The sequence below is a fragment of the Streptomyces sp. NPDC048484 genome (assembly GCF_040651415.1).
Lineage (GTDB): Bacteria > Actinomycetota > Actinomycetes > Streptomycetales > Streptomycetaceae > Streptomyces.
This window is the reverse complement of sequence record NZ_JBEZJY010000019.1, coordinates 145645-158856: the sequence shown is the minus strand read 5'-3', so window position 1 is coordinate 158856 and position 13212 is coordinate 145645. Positions and strand designations below refer to the sequence as shown.

The window sequence follows — 13212 nt, the reverse complement described above, 5'->3', positions numbered from 1 at the left end:
TCGGCTCTCTTACCGAGGAATGCGCGCAGCGGCCCACTTCTTACAGGGCGAACCGAAAAACCACAGGATGTGCCCCACGTCACACCCTGATGCGGCCAGGTGGCGGTTGCTAGCGACGCCGGAACAGGCGCTTGAGGCCGTAGACGACGGCGAGGGCGACGGCCAGGGCGATCGCGCCCATCTTGAAGTCGCCGCCCGACCCGTCGTCGCCGTCGCCCGAACCGCCCGAGGACGACTTGCCATCTCCGCCGTCCTTGCCCGGGACGCTCCCCGGCTCCACCGAACTCCCGCCTCCCTCGCTCCCGTAGAGCAGGGTGGATCCGTCGGGGGTGTACGTCACCGACTCGCCCTGCCCCTGGAGCGGCACGTTCAGCCGCCCCTGCCGCTTCGGCTTGCCGTTGTTCCAGTCGTACGCGATGCCGCCGAAGTAGCCCCGTACGGCGAGCTGCTTGCCGTCGGGCGAGAAGGCGCCGTCGGTGACCCAGAGGTCGATGGCGCTGACGCGCTTGAAGGTGTTGGTGCCGGAGGCGGACAGCTTGGCGGGCCCCTCGTACAGGTCGCCGCCTTCCTCGTCCTTCGAGACGATGTAGACCCGGCCGGTCTTCGGGTGCACCATCAGCGCTTCGGCGTTGCGGGCCCCGTCCGCGTACTTCACGTCGTACTGCGTGGCCCGGACGGTCTGGTCCTTGAGCTCCTTCGGCTCGGGCAGTTCGTAGATCCACACGTGGTCCCACGTGCCGCCGAGGTTGTCGCCGATGTCGCCGACATAGAGGTGGCCGTTCGGACCGATGGAGATGGCTTCCACGTCCCGGGGCCGCCCGACTCCCGCCATGGTGACGGTGGCGACGGTCTTGCCGCTCTTGCTGTCGACGGCGTAGAGGAAGGCGCCGTCGTCGCTGTCGTTGTGGGTCCAGTAGATGCCGGGGTGGGCGCGGGAGGCGGCCAGCCCGCTGGACTCGGTGATCCGGGGGTCCTCGATCGTAAACCCCTCCGAACCACCCGAACCCTCCGAACTCTCTGAGCTGTCCGAACTGTCCGCCCCGGCGCCATCGGCGGCGACGGCGGCAGCGGCGGGCGCGACGAGCACCCCGGCGAGAAGGGCTCCGGCAAGGAGCACAAACGAGCGATGCATGCCCCAAGCCTGCCACCCCCGCCGCCGGTTCGGCGGGCGTGTCCGGCTTCACACCTCGTTGCACCCTGCCTCCGCCGGTGATCGTCCATCATGAGCGGATGCTCAGGTTCATGCCCGTCGGCGATTCCATGACCATCGGAAGCGCCGGCGAACACACTTGGCGTTACCGGATGTGGCAGCATCTGCGCGCGACGTACGGGGGCCCGTTCCAGCTCGTCGGCCCCCGGGAGGCGCTGTACGACAAGGCCACGGGCGCCGCCGACTCGTACGAGTACGCCGACCCGGACCCCGCCTTCCCCCGCGCCCACCTGGCCGGATGGGGCGAGGGCTGGCAGCACCTGAGCCCACTGATAGCCGACGCGGTCCGCGCGTCCCGCGCCGACGTGCTCCTCGTCTCCCTCGGCCTGATAGACCTCGGCTTCTACACGAACGCGCCCCAGACCGCCGAGAACGCCCGCGCCTTCATCGAGCGGGCCCGCTCGGCGAACCCGCACGTCTCGATGGTCCTCCTCCCGGTGATCCCGAACATCCGGGCCGAGACCGACGCACCCTTCGCCCGCGAGGTCGGCCTCTTCAACGAACTCCTCGCGAAGGCGGTGGCGGACCTGGACGAGCCGGGGTCCCCTCTGCTCCTGGCCTCGACCCCCGATTCCCCCGACTCCCCCGACCGCTCCAACGCGTACGACATCCACCACGACACGTACGACGGCACCCACCCCAACGCCTCGGGCGAGCACAAACTGGCGGCGGCGTTCGCGGAGGCGATGCACCAGGGGTGGGGCGTGGGCGAGGAGTACGTGGCCGAAAGGGCCTGACCGAATCCGACGGTCTCCTGGTCACCGTGCTTATCGTTGTACGGCGCGGCTGTACTCGTTCGTGAGGCAGCCGGGGTGGAGAGCGCCACGATGACCATCCTGGAAGACAGGATCAAAATGGTCGACGAGAACGTCGAGAGCTTGGACCAGTGGTTCGAGCGACTTGAGCGGATACCCGTCCCCGAGGGAATCAAGGTCGAGGTCGTCGGGGGCGACGTCTTCATGACGCCGCAGCGAAGCGTCCATTGGCACATCATCCGGAGAATCACCAGGGCGTTGGAGGACAGGTTCGGCATGGACGTCGAGGCACAGTCCGACGTGCGGATCGACTTCCCCGGTCACCAGAACGGCTTCTGCCCCGATGTGGCGAAACTGCGTGAGGGGTCGGAAGAGGACTCGGCCGGGCGTTGGCTCCACCAGGACGTCGAGTTCGTCGGCCTCACCCTGAAGACGGACGACTTCCCCCGGGACTGACGCCGCGACCCGGCCTCGCTCACTTGCCCTCCGGGGGCTCGGGTGTCACCGCGGGTTCCGCGAAGAACTGCCAGATGGTGATCATGGCGATGATCTGGGCGACCAGATAGGCGACCTGCAGCGAGTAGTAGCGCATCTGGTAGACCGACAGCAGCAGCCCAAGACGGCTCTGCCGGTAGCGCCGTTCGCCGCGGCCGGTACCCAGATGATCGTGAGCCTCACGAGGCCTTGCCCTTCAGCATGTCCTCGACTTCGGCCTGCGTAAATGAGCCGCCGCCGGTCGACTTCGCTCGCAGCGCGGTCGCGAGGTCGGCGAAATCGATCGCCAGGTCCTGGGCGTCGACGTCTGTGGCGGCGTCGACGAGCGCCTGCGTCCACCAGTGGTCGAGAAACGCCTCGAAGGCGGACCCTTCGGAAAGGGTTGCCAGTTCGGCATCGAGGTCCGGCAGCCGGTCGGGGCGGACGGCAGCGCGGATCCCTTCAAGGTTGCGCGGAACCACATGTCCCGTGAAGCCCACGGCCTCGCGCGCGTCCTGAAGGATCTCGCTCCATGCCGCCATGTCCCTGCTCCTCTCCGAAGCCGCCTTCCGGGCTGCGGCAGCAGCGTACGACGCGCTAGCCACCGACGGCACACTCCGGTACGCGCGTCCTCCACTGTTCGGAGAGCGGCTGCAACGTCGCCTCGAACGCGGCGGCCGTACGGCAGCGGAGGCAGTGAGTTTCGTCGGTACGGGGGCGGAAGACGTGCTCGGTCCCCGGCCCCAGGCAGGTCACCAGGCTCCGCCGGGGCGGGGTCGCCGCCGACTCGGGCGGTGGCGGAGGACCGGCCTGAGCCCTCACCGCCGGGAGCTTCTCGACCAAGCGGTGGCGCAGGAACCCGACCGCCGAGCGGACGCCGTCCGGCGGCAGGCCGGCCGACAGGGCGCGACGGAGGTCGGGCGCCGAAACCCCTCTCCGCAGCCACTCCGCTGCCGCGTCGGCCAGCAGCCGGGCCTCGCGCACACCCAGCAGCAGGTCCCGGTTCGCGTGACGCAGCGACAGCAACACGCCCTCTGCCATGACGCGTTCGGACTCGGCTACGGGCTCGGGATCGGTCTCCGGCTCGGGCCCCGACCCCGACCCCGGCCCGGGCTCCGGCCCCGGCCCCGGCTCACCGGACTCGGTGGCGGCGACCTCGTCAGGGCCGCCGGAGACCCCTGGGCCCTCGAAGCCGGTGGGCAGGTCTTCGGGTGGGGGGTGGGGAAGGTTCTTCTCCCCCAAGTCTTCTGTCTTTGGAAAGTCACCGACCGACCGATCCCCCGGCCCACCGACCGTCGGCAAACGCTCACCCGGAGGTACGGCCACATCCGCCGCCCCCTCCCTCGCGCGGACCCGGGACGCCTCTTCACGCGTGAGAGTGACATTGGCCAGGAGTTGTTCCGTGACCCAGTGGCCCCGAGCCCCCTGCTCACGCCACTCGTGCAAGTAACCGCAGGCGTCGAGGAGTTGCTTGGCCTTCTGGTACGCCCTGGGCTTCATGCCCAGCCTGACCGCGTGTTCACTGAGCGGCTTGGGGACGGCGGCCTCCGGCAGTCCCTGTACATACAGGAGCAGGACCTTCGCGTCACTGTTGAGCCGCGAATGCCGTACGACGTCGTGCGAGGCCTTCGTATAGCGCCGAACGGGCGCGATAGCATGCCGAAGCATCCCTGGTGGACCCTGTTCTTCCACTGGTGGTGAAGGTCCTCGGCGGGTGTTCGTAGCACCTCCGGGGACCGCTCCGTACACGGATGTGTACGGAGTGTGATGTCGCGGTCACCGTACAGCACCGATCAGGCGACTCACCACTTCATGCAGCAACCCCGCCTCCACGAACGGCACTTCGAGCGTCGGCTCCGACCGCCACTCCAACGGCCAGGTCAGCCCACCCAACGCGGGCACCCCCACGTACGCCCATCCTCGCGAGTCCCGGCCCAGCGCCCGCACCCCGGCGGGCCAGTGGAAGCCCGTGGCGCTTTGCGGGGGCAACAGGAAGTACATGTACCGGCATCCCGTCGCTTCACGGATGACCGGCCCCGCCTGGAAATCCGTGAACTGCATCAGCTCGTACGCCACTTGCTCTGCGAGTACGTCCGCGATGCGTACGGCGTCGAAGTGGATGCCGGCGTGCCGGAGGCCGTGACCGGAGGCCGGGATCCAGGAGTGCACCCTGACCGGTGCGGTTTCCGAGTTCATGACGCAAATGCTTACGGCTGCTCACATACTGTGACCAGGGTTACGCAAGGTCCGTGCACCTCTGTGCACTTGGGGAGGTCGCTGTGCACGCCGGTGAACAGAGTTCGAGCAACCTTGAGATGTTCGGCTCGTTGCTGCGGTTCTTCCGCGAACGGGCCGGGATGACGCAGGAGGGGTTGGGCGGGTGCGCCGGATACTCCAAGTCGCAGATCGCCATGGTGGAGCGCGGCGAGCGTCCGCCGAAGGGCAAGCTCGTCGAGATCGCGGACGAGGCGTTGGGTGCACAAGGTGCACTTCTCGCGGCGGGCAGGACGCTGAGGACCAGCCGTTTCCCCTCATGGTTCGAGGACTACGCCGAATTGGAGGCGAGGGCGACCGCCATCTACATGTACGCGAATCACCTGATCCCCGGCCTGCTCCAAACCGAGGCGTACGGGCGGGCGACCTTCGACGTCCACTGCCCGCCCCTTGAGGACGATGAGATCGAGGGCCGGCTCGCGGCCCGGCTCGACCGACAGCGGGTCCTCCACCGCAAGCCCGCGCCAGTGGTCGGCTTCGTATTGGAGGAGCACGTCCTGAGGCGGCCCCTGGGAGGCGAACAGGCTCTCAAGGAACAGCTGCGCCAGATCCTCGATGCGGGGAGGCGGCGCAACATCGAGATCCAGGTAATGCCGACCAACCGCCAGATCCACGCAGGACTGGACGGCCCGATGATCCTGCTGGAGACGCATGAACACCGTCAGGTCACTTACGTCGAGGGGCCGAGCAACGGCTACTTCATCAGCGAACACCCTGACCTGGGAAACACGTTCGCGCGATATGGCATTCTGCGGGCGCAGGCTCTCAACCCCGAGGAGTCGGCGAAGCTGATCGACGAAGTGGCGGGCCAACTATGAGCACGGACTTGAAGTGGTTCAAGAGCAGCTACAGCAGCGGCCAGGGCGGCGAATGCCTCGAAATAGCAACCGCCCCCTCCACCGTCCACATCCGCGACTCCAAGACCCCCGCCGCCCCCACCCTTAAGATCACCGCGACCACGTGGTCAGCCTTCCTTCCGCATGCCAGTGCGTACGACGGCGTTGTACGTTGACCGTATGGCGGCGAGACGCAGCATGATCACCTTTGCCACCGACCCGGAGACCAAGGAACGCATCCGCTCCTACGCGGAAGCGGCGGGGGTCGACGTCAGTACGTACATCGTGGCCGCGGTGGGTGCCGCGATGGCGCACGACGATCAGGTTGCCCGGACCTTCGCTCCGCCCGACGACCTGATTGCCGCGACGGAGGCGGAGAGCTCCACGGTCGCTGCGGTGAACGCCGCGCTTCTCGAGGACGCGATCAAGTGCCGCAAGAGTGCCTCCTTTCTCGGCTGGCTGGCCGAAGGCGGGCTGCCTGATCTCACGGGCCCCGTGGACCACCCGCCCAGCCAGCAGGGCGGCGCGCGCTGGACCGGTACATGAGTGACGAGCGCGAAATTTTCCGAACCAGCCGAGAACAGCAGCACGAATCGGCGGTCGCGCCGGAGTGGCTCAGCCGCTGAGGGGGCTGTGGGGGTGGTCATGTGCGCTCACCCCAGAGCGAGGTGTTGCCTAGAGCGCACTCCAGCACGTTGGCTATGAGCCATGAAGTACACGCAGCTGGGACGCACAGGACTCAAGGTCAGCCGACTCGTTCTCGGGACCATGAACTTCGGCCCGCAGACGGACGAGGCCGACAGCCACGCGATCATGGACGCGGCGCTGGACGCGGGCATCAACTATTTCGACACCGCCAACGTGTACGGCTGGGGCGAGAACAAGGGCCGTACCGAGGAGATCGTCGGGACCTGGTTCGCCAAGGGCGGTGAGCGGCGCGACAAGGTCGTGCTCGCCACCAAGGTGTACGGGAACATGGGCGCCGAGGGCGCCGCCTGGCCCAACCACGACAAGCTGTCGGCCCTGAACATCCGGCGGGCCGTGGACGCCTCCCTCAAGCGGCTCCAGACCGACTACATCGACGTCTACCAGTTCCACCACGTCGACCGCAGCACTCCCTTCGAGGAGATCTGGCAGGCGATCGACGTGCTCGTGCAGCAGGGCAAGATTCTTTACGTCGGGTCCTCGAACTTCCCCGGCTACAAGATCGCCCAGGCCAACGAGATCGCCGCGCGCCGAAGCGGCACCATCGGCCTCGTCAGCGAGCAGTGCCTCTACAACCTCGCCGAGCGCCGCGCCGAGATGGAGGTCGTCCCGGCCGCGCAGGAGTACGGACTCGGCGTCATCCCGTGGTCGCCTCTGCACGGCGGGCTACTGGGCGGCGTCATCAAGAAGGAGGTCCTGGGCGGGCGCCGGGCGAGCGGCCGGGCCGCCGAGGCCCTCGCCGACACCGGCATCCGCGCCCAGATCCAGTCGTACGAGGACCTGCTCGGCAAGCACGGCATCGAGCCCGGCGAAGCCGCCCTGGCCTGGCTGCTGACCCGGCCGGGCGTCACGGGCCCGATCGTCGGCCCGCGCACCGCCGAACAACTGGCGTCCGCGCTGCGTGCCGTCGAGCTGGAGCTGAGCGAGGAGATCCTGACCGGCCTGGACGAGATCTTCCCGGGCCCAGGCCCGTCCCCGGAGGCCTTCGCCTGGTAGGGCCCGTAACTGGTAGGACCCCGTAAGGGGTGCGGGCACGGCTCTGTAAGGGGCGCGGGCACGGCGTTGGCGGCGGCGGTCGGTTACATACCGACCGCCGCCGCCAACGCCACCACGACGAACATCAGCACAAGCACACCGGCCATGATCCTGTTCCGCGTCTTCGGGTCCACGCACCGAGCGTAACCGCCCTCGCTCAGGCATTTCCGGCTAGGGGGCTGTTTCCCCTCTTACGCAGGTGGGCCCGAGGTCATGGCCAGCACCGATCACACACGAGCCGCGCCTCGGGAGGGCGACCCGCCGAGGGCCCACCGCGCCAGTACCTCGTACTGCGGCTGCTCCCCCGGCACACCCGAGACGGGCAGTCGGCTCCGCATCAGGCACAGCTCACCGACCGTCCAGGCCCGCCCTTCGAACCCGTCCAGCGCGGACACGTACGGGGCGAAGTCCGTCGGCCCACGGCTGCGGGCCAGCGTGAGGTGCGGCCGGTACCCGTGGTTTTCCTCCCGCGTCACGCCCGCCTTGCGCCCCGCCGCCTCCGCCCGCTCGGCGAGCAGCCGCAGTGTCCGTACGTCACCGGCGGCGCCCACCCACAGGGCCCGTCCCCCGAACCGGCCCCCACCGCGTAGGGACAGGGAGAAGGGAGCCGTACGCCGCGCCGAGCGCTCCAGCCGGGCCGACAGATCCGGTACGAGCTTCTCGTCGACCTCCCCGTAGAACGCGAGCGTGATGTGCCAGCCGGCCGGGGCCGTCCAACGCTGCCCGGCTCCGGATCCGGGCAGCGTTCGCAGCTCGGCGGTCACGTCCGGTGGCGGCAGCACGGCGGCGAAGAGTCTCATGTCGTCAGTCTCCCCGCGGTACACCTCCGACCCCGAACGTGTCCTGGTGACCGTGCGTATCGTTGTACTGCGCGGCTGGGCTCAGACGTGTCCCAGTCGGGGAGGAGCGCCACGATGACCGTCCTTGAAGACAGGATCGAGATGGCCGAGAGCAGCGGCGAACCCACGCTCGACACGATGTTCGAGTGGCTGGAGAAGATGCCCATCCCCGAGGGATTCAAGGCTGAGATCGTCGGGGGGAACATCTTCATGTCGCCGCAGCGCCGCACACACTGGCAGATCATCTTCAACATCCTCGACCAGTTGCGTGCCCGGTATCCGAGGCAGCGTCTGATGTCCGACGTCCGCATCGACTTCCCCGGGCATCTCAACGGGTTCGCGGCTGACGTGGCGGCCCTCGCGGAGGGCTTCGAGCCGGACGACAAGGGCCGCCTGCGGTATCAGGACGTCGAGTTCGTGGCCGAGGTCATCTCCAAGGACACCGCCCGGAACGACTACGAGCCGAAGAAGGCCGCGTACGCCGCCGCCGAGGTGCCGGTGTACCTGATCGTGGACCCGTACATCGGCCGCTGGCACCTGTACACGCAGCCGAAGGGCAGCGAGTACCAGGGCGAGATCAGCTTCGGCTTCGGCGACGAGGTCGACCTGAGCGGGACGCCCGTCGACCTCGTCCTCAAGACCGACGAGTTCCCCCGCGGCTGAGCCGGGGCCCTGGTCTACGCCGCCGTCGCCAGCTCCCTCTCTCGTGGTACGAAGCTGACCTTCGGGTGACCGTGGTTCCAGCCGAACGACAGGCGCAGGCCTCCGACGCGGGCCAGGGCCAGGCCGACGGTGGCCGCCGCCAGGGCCGAGACGACTCCGCCGGCCGCGAAGCCGACGCGGGGACCGTACGCGTCCGTGATCCAGCCGACGACGGGCGCCCCCAGCGGCGTACCGCCCATGAAGACCATCATGAACAGCGCCATGACACGGCCACGCATGGCCGGGTCGGTGCCCATCTGGACCGCGGTGTTGGCCGTGACGTTGACGGTCAGGCCGGCCATCCCGATGGGGACCATGAGCAGGGCGAAGAGCCAGTAGGACGGGACCAGCGCGGCCACGATCTCCAGGATTCCGAAGGCGAGGGCGGCGGCGATCAGCACGCGCAGCCGGGCCGTGCCGCGCCGGGCGGCGAGCAGCGCGCCCGCGACCGAGCCCACGGCCATCAGCGTGTTGAAGAGGCTGTACGCGCCCGCGCCGCCGTGGAAGACGTCGTCCGCGTAGGCCGAGAGCCAGACGGGGAAGTTGAAGCCGAAGGTGCCGATGAAGCCGACGAGGACGATCGGCCAGATCAGTTCGGGGCGGCCGGCGACATAGCGAAGGCCCTCGCGGAGCTGTCCCTTGCCGCGCGGGGCGCGCTCGACGTGGTTGATCTCGCTGGAGCGCATCATGAGCAGGCCCGCGATGGGCGCGACGAACGACAGGCCGTTGAGCAGGAACGCCCAGCCCGTGCCCACGCCGGTGATGAGGAGGCCCGCGACGGCCGGTCCTATCAGCCGGGCCGACTGGAAGTTCGCGGAGTTGAGGCTGACCGCGTTCTGCAACTGGTCGGGGCCGACCATCTCGGCGACGAACGACTGCCGTGCCGGGTTGTCGATCACCGTGGCGAGGCCGACGGCGAAGGCCGCGACGTAGACGTGCCAGACCTGGACGTGTCCGCTGAGGGTCAGAAAGGCGAGTGCGATACCGGTGAGGCCCATCGCGCTCTGGGTGGCCAGCAGCGTGGGGCGCTTCGGCAGGCGGTCGACGAGGACTCCGCCGTAGAGGCCGAAGAGCAGCATCGGCAGGAACTGCAGGGCCGTGGTGAAACCGACGGCGGCGGAGGAGCCGGTGAGGCTCAGCACCAGCCAGTCCTGGGCTATTCGCTGCATCCAGGTGCCGGTGTTGGAGACGACCTGGCCGGTGAAGAACAGACGGTAGTTCCTGATCTTCAGCGAGCTGAACATCGAGGAACGGGTCTTGGGTGCGGACAGGGAGTTGTGGGCGGCAGGTGCGGGGGCGGAGTCTGCTCCGGGTCCCGTACTCAAAGGCGTTCGCCTCCTTGCGTGGTGCGAGTCGTGCGACTGGTGCTGGTACTGGTTCTGGTTCTGGTTCTGGTGCGAGTGTTCGGTGCTTGTGGTGCCTGTGCTGTGGCTTGTGGGGTCTGTACTGCGGCGTGTAGTGCCTGTACTGCGGCTGGCTTACGGGAGCGCGGGCGCAGGTGGCCTACAGATGCGCGAGTTTCTCCAGGACGGGGGCGGCTGCTCGGAGCTTCGCCCACTCGTCCTCGTCGAGGCCGTCGACGAGCGAGGCCAGCCACACGTTCCGCTTGCGGCGGCTCTCCAGCAGCATGGCCTCGGCCCGCTCGGTCTGCGTGACCACCTTCTGGCGGCGGTCGTCGGGGTGTGGTTCGAGGCGGACCAGACCCTTGGCCTCCAGCAGCGCCACAATGCGGGTCATCGACGGCGGCTGCACGTGCTCCTTGCGGGCGAGTTCGCCCGGCGTGGCCGAGCCGCAGCGGGCGAGGGTGCCCAGGACCGACATCTCGGTCGGGCTCAGTGACTCGTCGACCCGCTGGTGCTTGAGTCGGCGCGACAGACGCATCACGGCGGAGCGCAGGGAGTTCACGGCGGCAACATCGTCGCCATGGGTCAGGTCAGGCATGTATTTAGAGTAACTCATTACCCTAACTAAAGACCACACCAACACCGCGCGAGTGTCCGTGACCCCGACCACTCAAACCTCCGCGTCACCCGTACGAGTGAGACAGACGCAGAAAGTGACACACAACACTCCCTGACCGCGACCCTCGTACCCATGGGGACCAGTGTGCTCAGCCTGCGGATAAACGGGGAGCTGCTCGACCGGCTCCGGCACCATGCGGCGAAAAGAGGAATGAGCGTCCAGGACTATGTCGTCCAGACGCTCATTCGCGATGATTTCGACGAGCGGTTCCAGACCGCAGTCGAGGAGACGGAAAAGTTCTACGGGGTTCAGTGAGCCCCCGGGTCGCCAGGCCAGGAGGCCAGGCTAGGTCCGGTCCGGTCAGACCAGACCCAGTGCCGGCATCAGGTAGTAGAAGGCGAAGACCGCCGACACCACGTACATCGCGGCTGGCACGTCTCGTCCGCGCCCGGCAGCCAGCCGCAGCACGACGAACGTGATGAAGCCCATGCCGATGCCGTTCGTGATCGAGTACGTGAACGGCATCATCAGCATCGTCACGAACGCGGGGATCGCGATGGTGTGGTCGGCCCAGTCGATCTGACCGATCGAGCCGGACAGGATCAGGAAGCCGACCGCGAGCAGTGCCGGAGTGGCGGCCTGGGACGGGACCATCGTGGCGATCGGGGTCAGGAAGAGAGCGCAGGCGAAGAGCGCGCCGGTGACCACGTTCGCGAAGCCCGTCCGCGCGCCCTCGCCGACGCCCGCCGTCGACTCCACGAAGCAGGTGGTCGCGGACGAGGAGGTCGCGCCGCCCGCGGCGACCGCGATGCCGTCGACGAAGAGCACCTTGCTGATGCCCGGCATGTTGCCGTCCTTGTCGGTCAGCTTCGCCTCGTCGCCGATGCCCATGATCGTGCCCATCGCGTCGAAGAAGCACGACAGCAGGACCGTGAAGACGAACAGCACGCCGGTCAGTACGCCGACCTTGCCGAAGCCGCCGAAGAGACTGACCTCGCCGACGAGCCCGAAGTCGGGACTCGCGACCGGGTTGCCGGGCCACTTCGGGGTGGTCAGACCCCAGGAGGGCACCGTGGCGACCGCGTTGATCACCACGGCGACGACCGTCATCGCGACGATCGAGATGAGGATCGCGCCCGGCACCTTGCGCACGATCAGCGCCAGCGTGAGGAGCGTGCCGAGGACGAAGACCAGGACGGGCCAGCCGTTGAGGTGACCGGTCCCGCCGAGCTGCAGCGGCACGGTCGTCTGGGCGACGTCCGGGATACGCGACACGAAGCCCGAGTCGACCAGGCCGATCAGCATGATGAACAGGCCGATGCCGATCGCGATGCCCTTGCGCAGACCGAGCGGCACGGCGTTCATGACGCGCTCGCGCAGTCCCGTGGCGACCAGCAGCATGACCACGAGTCCGGCCAGTACGACCATGCCCATCGCGTCCGGCCACGACATCCGGGGGGCCAGCTGGAGCGCGACGACCGTGTTCACGCCGAGACCGGCCGCGAGTGCGATCGGTACGTTGCCGATGACGCCCATCAGGAGCGTGGTGAAGGCGGCGGTCAGCGCGGTCGCGGTGACCAGCTGGCCGTTGTCGAGCTGATGCCCGTACATGTCCTTCGCGCTGCCCAGGATGATCGGGTTCAGCACGATGATGTAGGCCATCGCGAAGAAGGTGGCGAAGCCGCCGCGGACCTCGCGGGGCAGGGTGCTGCCGCGCTCGGAGATCTTGAAGTAGCGGTCGAGAGCGCCGTGGGCGGACCTGGGGTCCGGCTCCTTGGGCGCTGGAGCCTTGGCGGGGGCCGAGGTGGGCATGCGAAGACCTTTTTGGAGTTTCGTACGAGCAGAAGTGGCCAGACTCAGGCCGGTTCAGTATGAACATATAACGGCGGCAGCGCCATCTCCGCACGGAGACCGCCGGTGGGCGCGGGGTGCGCGGGATCAGGTCAGGCCCGGCGGCCCCCTGCGCCGTCCTCCTCGTAAGCTGTCCTCATGGCGAAGTGGACACCGACACACGAGGCACCGGAACCGCTGGAGGGCCCCGTGGTCGCCACCGTCACGGGCGGCGCGATCCTCTGGTTCGTCCTCTTCCTCGCGCAGCTGCCGTTCTACGGCTGGCTCGACGACCACGGGCACCTGTGGTGGCTGTGGACCTGCCTGGCCGGCGCGGGCCTCGGCCTGATCGGCATCTGGTACGTCCGCGGCCGGGACGCGGCGATCAAGCGGGACGCGGCGGCGCAGGAGGCCGCCCAGTAGGGGCCGGCGAGGGCACGGTCGGGTGCCGGGTGCGGGGCCGCGGGGGTTGCTCGCGCAGTTCCCCGCCGACCCGCAGGCACACCCCGCCCTCAGCCGACCGCCGCATACAACCATGGCACCACCCCACCTCCTCCCCAGGTCGGATCTTTGCCGCACTCGGCGGGTGA

18 protein-coding genes are annotated in these 13212 nt (G+C 68.4%); 9 read left to right on the top strand and 9 right to left on the bottom strand.

Translation table 11 applies throughout. The features are described 5' to 3' along the window. Positions 1-109: 109 nt before the first annotated feature. Positions 110-1132 (bottom strand): WD40 repeat domain-containing protein, encoded by a 1023-nt coding sequence (locus tag AB0D14_RS20830; protein WP_362781084.1) that lies wholly within the window; start codon positions 1130-1132, stop codon positions 110-112. 98 nt (positions 1133-1230) lie between these two features. On the opposite strand from AB0D14_RS20830, the gene AB0D14_RS20825 reads away from it, so the two are divergent. Both AB0D14_RS20825 and AB0D14_RS20820 read left to right on the top strand, forming a co-directional pair. Further along, positions 1231-1947: an SGNH/GDSL hydrolase family protein gene (locus tag AB0D14_RS20825; protein ID WP_362781081.1), complete on the top strand. Its 717-nt coding sequence runs from the start codon at positions 1231-1233 to the stop codon at positions 1945-1947. A 90-nt stretch (positions 1948-2037) separates the two neighbouring features. Beyond that, the gene (locus tag AB0D14_RS20820; RefSeq protein WP_362781079.1) at positions 2038-2421 is read left to right on the top strand and encodes a Uma2 family endonuclease; all 384 of its coding nucleotides are present in this window, start codon (positions 2038-2040) and stop codon (positions 2419-2421) included. 19 nt (positions 2422-2440) lie between these two features. On the opposite strand, the gene AB0D14_RS20815 is transcribed toward AB0D14_RS20820, so the two are convergent. The 4 genes from AB0D14_RS20815 to AB0D14_RS20800 form a co-directional block, all read right to left on the bottom strand. Then, the gene (locus AB0D14_RS20815; protein WP_362781146.1) at positions 2441-2626 is read right to left on the bottom strand and encodes a DUF6185 family protein; all 186 of its coding nucleotides are present in this window, start codon (positions 2624-2626) and stop codon (positions 2441-2443) included. A gap of 13 nt (positions 2627-2639) precedes the next feature. Continuing rightward, positions 2640-2981: a hypothetical protein gene (locus AB0D14_RS20810; protein ID WP_362781077.1), complete on the bottom strand. Its 342-nt coding sequence runs from the start codon at positions 2979-2981 to the stop codon at positions 2640-2642. A gap of 55 nt (positions 2982-3036) precedes the next feature. Then, on the bottom strand, positions 3037-4107 hold the full coding sequence (locus tag AB0D14_RS20805) for a hypothetical protein (protein WP_362781075.1): 1071 nt from the start codon (positions 4105-4107) through the stop codon (positions 3037-3039). A 108-nt stretch (positions 4108-4215) separates the two neighbouring features. Continuing rightward, complete coding sequence (locus AB0D14_RS20800; RefSeq protein WP_362781073.1) at positions 4216-4635, bottom strand: hypothetical protein; 420 nt, start codon at positions 4633-4635, stop codon at positions 4216-4218. An 83-nt stretch (positions 4636-4718) separates the two neighbouring features. Between AB0D14_RS20800 and AB0D14_RS20795 the strand changes: the two genes are divergently transcribed. The 4 genes from AB0D14_RS20795 to AB0D14_RS20780 all read left to right on the top strand — a co-directional run bounded on the left by AB0D14_RS20795 (position 4719) and on the right by AB0D14_RS20780 (position 7250). Beyond that, positions 4719-5531, top strand: a complete 813-nt coding sequence (locus AB0D14_RS20795; protein WP_362781070.1) for a helix-turn-helix transcriptional regulator — start codon at positions 4719-4721, stop codon at positions 5529-5531. Further along, positions 5528-5725 (top strand): DUF397 domain-containing protein, encoded by a 198-nt coding sequence (locus AB0D14_RS20790; RefSeq protein ID WP_362781069.1) that lies wholly within the window; start codon positions 5528-5530, stop codon positions 5723-5725. Before AB0D14_RS20795 ends, AB0D14_RS20790 begins: the two co-directional genes overlap by 4 nt. Before the next feature lie 4 nt (positions 5726-5729). Further along, complete coding sequence (locus tag AB0D14_RS20785) at positions 5730-6095, top strand: hypothetical protein (RefSeq protein ID WP_362781067.1); 366 nt, start codon at positions 5730-5732, stop codon at positions 6093-6095. Between the two features lie 162 nt (positions 6096-6257). After that, positions 6258-7250 (top strand): aldo/keto reductase, encoded by a 993-nt coding sequence (locus AB0D14_RS20780; RefSeq protein WP_362781065.1) that lies wholly within the window; start codon positions 6258-6260, stop codon positions 7248-7250. 266 nt (positions 7251-7516) lie between these two features. Here AB0D14_RS20780 and thpR read toward each other — a convergent pair whose 3' ends face one another. Continuing rightward, complete coding sequence (gene thpR, locus AB0D14_RS20775; protein WP_362781063.1) at positions 7517-8089, bottom strand: RNA 2',3'-cyclic phosphodiesterase; 573 nt, start codon at positions 8087-8089, stop codon at positions 7517-7519. Between the two features lie 114 nt (positions 8090-8203). Between thpR and AB0D14_RS20770 the strand changes: the two genes are divergently transcribed. Continuing rightward, positions 8204-8791, top strand: a complete 588-nt coding sequence (locus tag AB0D14_RS20770; protein WP_362781061.1) for a Uma2 family endonuclease — start codon at positions 8204-8206, stop codon at positions 8789-8791. A gap of 14 nt (positions 8792-8805) precedes the next feature. On the opposite strand, the gene AB0D14_RS20765 is transcribed toward AB0D14_RS20770, so the two are convergent. Together AB0D14_RS20765 and AB0D14_RS20760 are read right to left on the bottom strand one after the other, a co-directional pair. After that, positions 8806-10074, bottom strand: coding sequence for an MFS transporter (locus AB0D14_RS20765; protein WP_362781144.1), 1269 nt, complete (start codon positions 10072-10074; stop codon positions 8806-8808). A gap of 259 nt (positions 10075-10333) precedes the next feature. Continuing rightward, complete coding sequence (locus tag AB0D14_RS20760; RefSeq protein WP_362781059.1) at positions 10334-10771, bottom strand: MarR family transcriptional regulator; 438 nt, start codon at positions 10769-10771, stop codon at positions 10334-10336. Positions 10772-10924: 153 nt separating this feature from the next. Between AB0D14_RS20760 and AB0D14_RS20755 the strand changes: the two genes are divergently transcribed. After that, on the top strand, positions 10925-11107 hold the full coding sequence (locus tag AB0D14_RS20755; RefSeq protein WP_362781056.1) for a ribbon-helix-helix protein, CopG family: 183 nt from the start codon (positions 10925-10927) through the stop codon (positions 11105-11107). A gap of 45 nt (positions 11108-11152) precedes the next feature. Here the strand turns inward: AB0D14_RS20755 and AB0D14_RS20750 are convergent, their stop codons facing one another. After that, entirely contained in the window at positions 11153-12604 is a 1452-nt protein-coding gene (locus tag AB0D14_RS20750; protein WP_362781054.1) for an NCS2 family permease, read from the bottom strand. Positions 12605-12781: 177 nt separating this feature from the next. Here AB0D14_RS20750 and AB0D14_RS20745 point away from each other — a divergent pair, with 177 nt between their 5' ends. Beyond that, entirely contained in the window at positions 12782-13045 is a 264-nt protein-coding gene (locus tag AB0D14_RS20745; protein ID WP_362781052.1) for a DUF2530 domain-containing protein, read from the top strand. Positions 13046-13212: the final 167 nt, after the last annotated feature.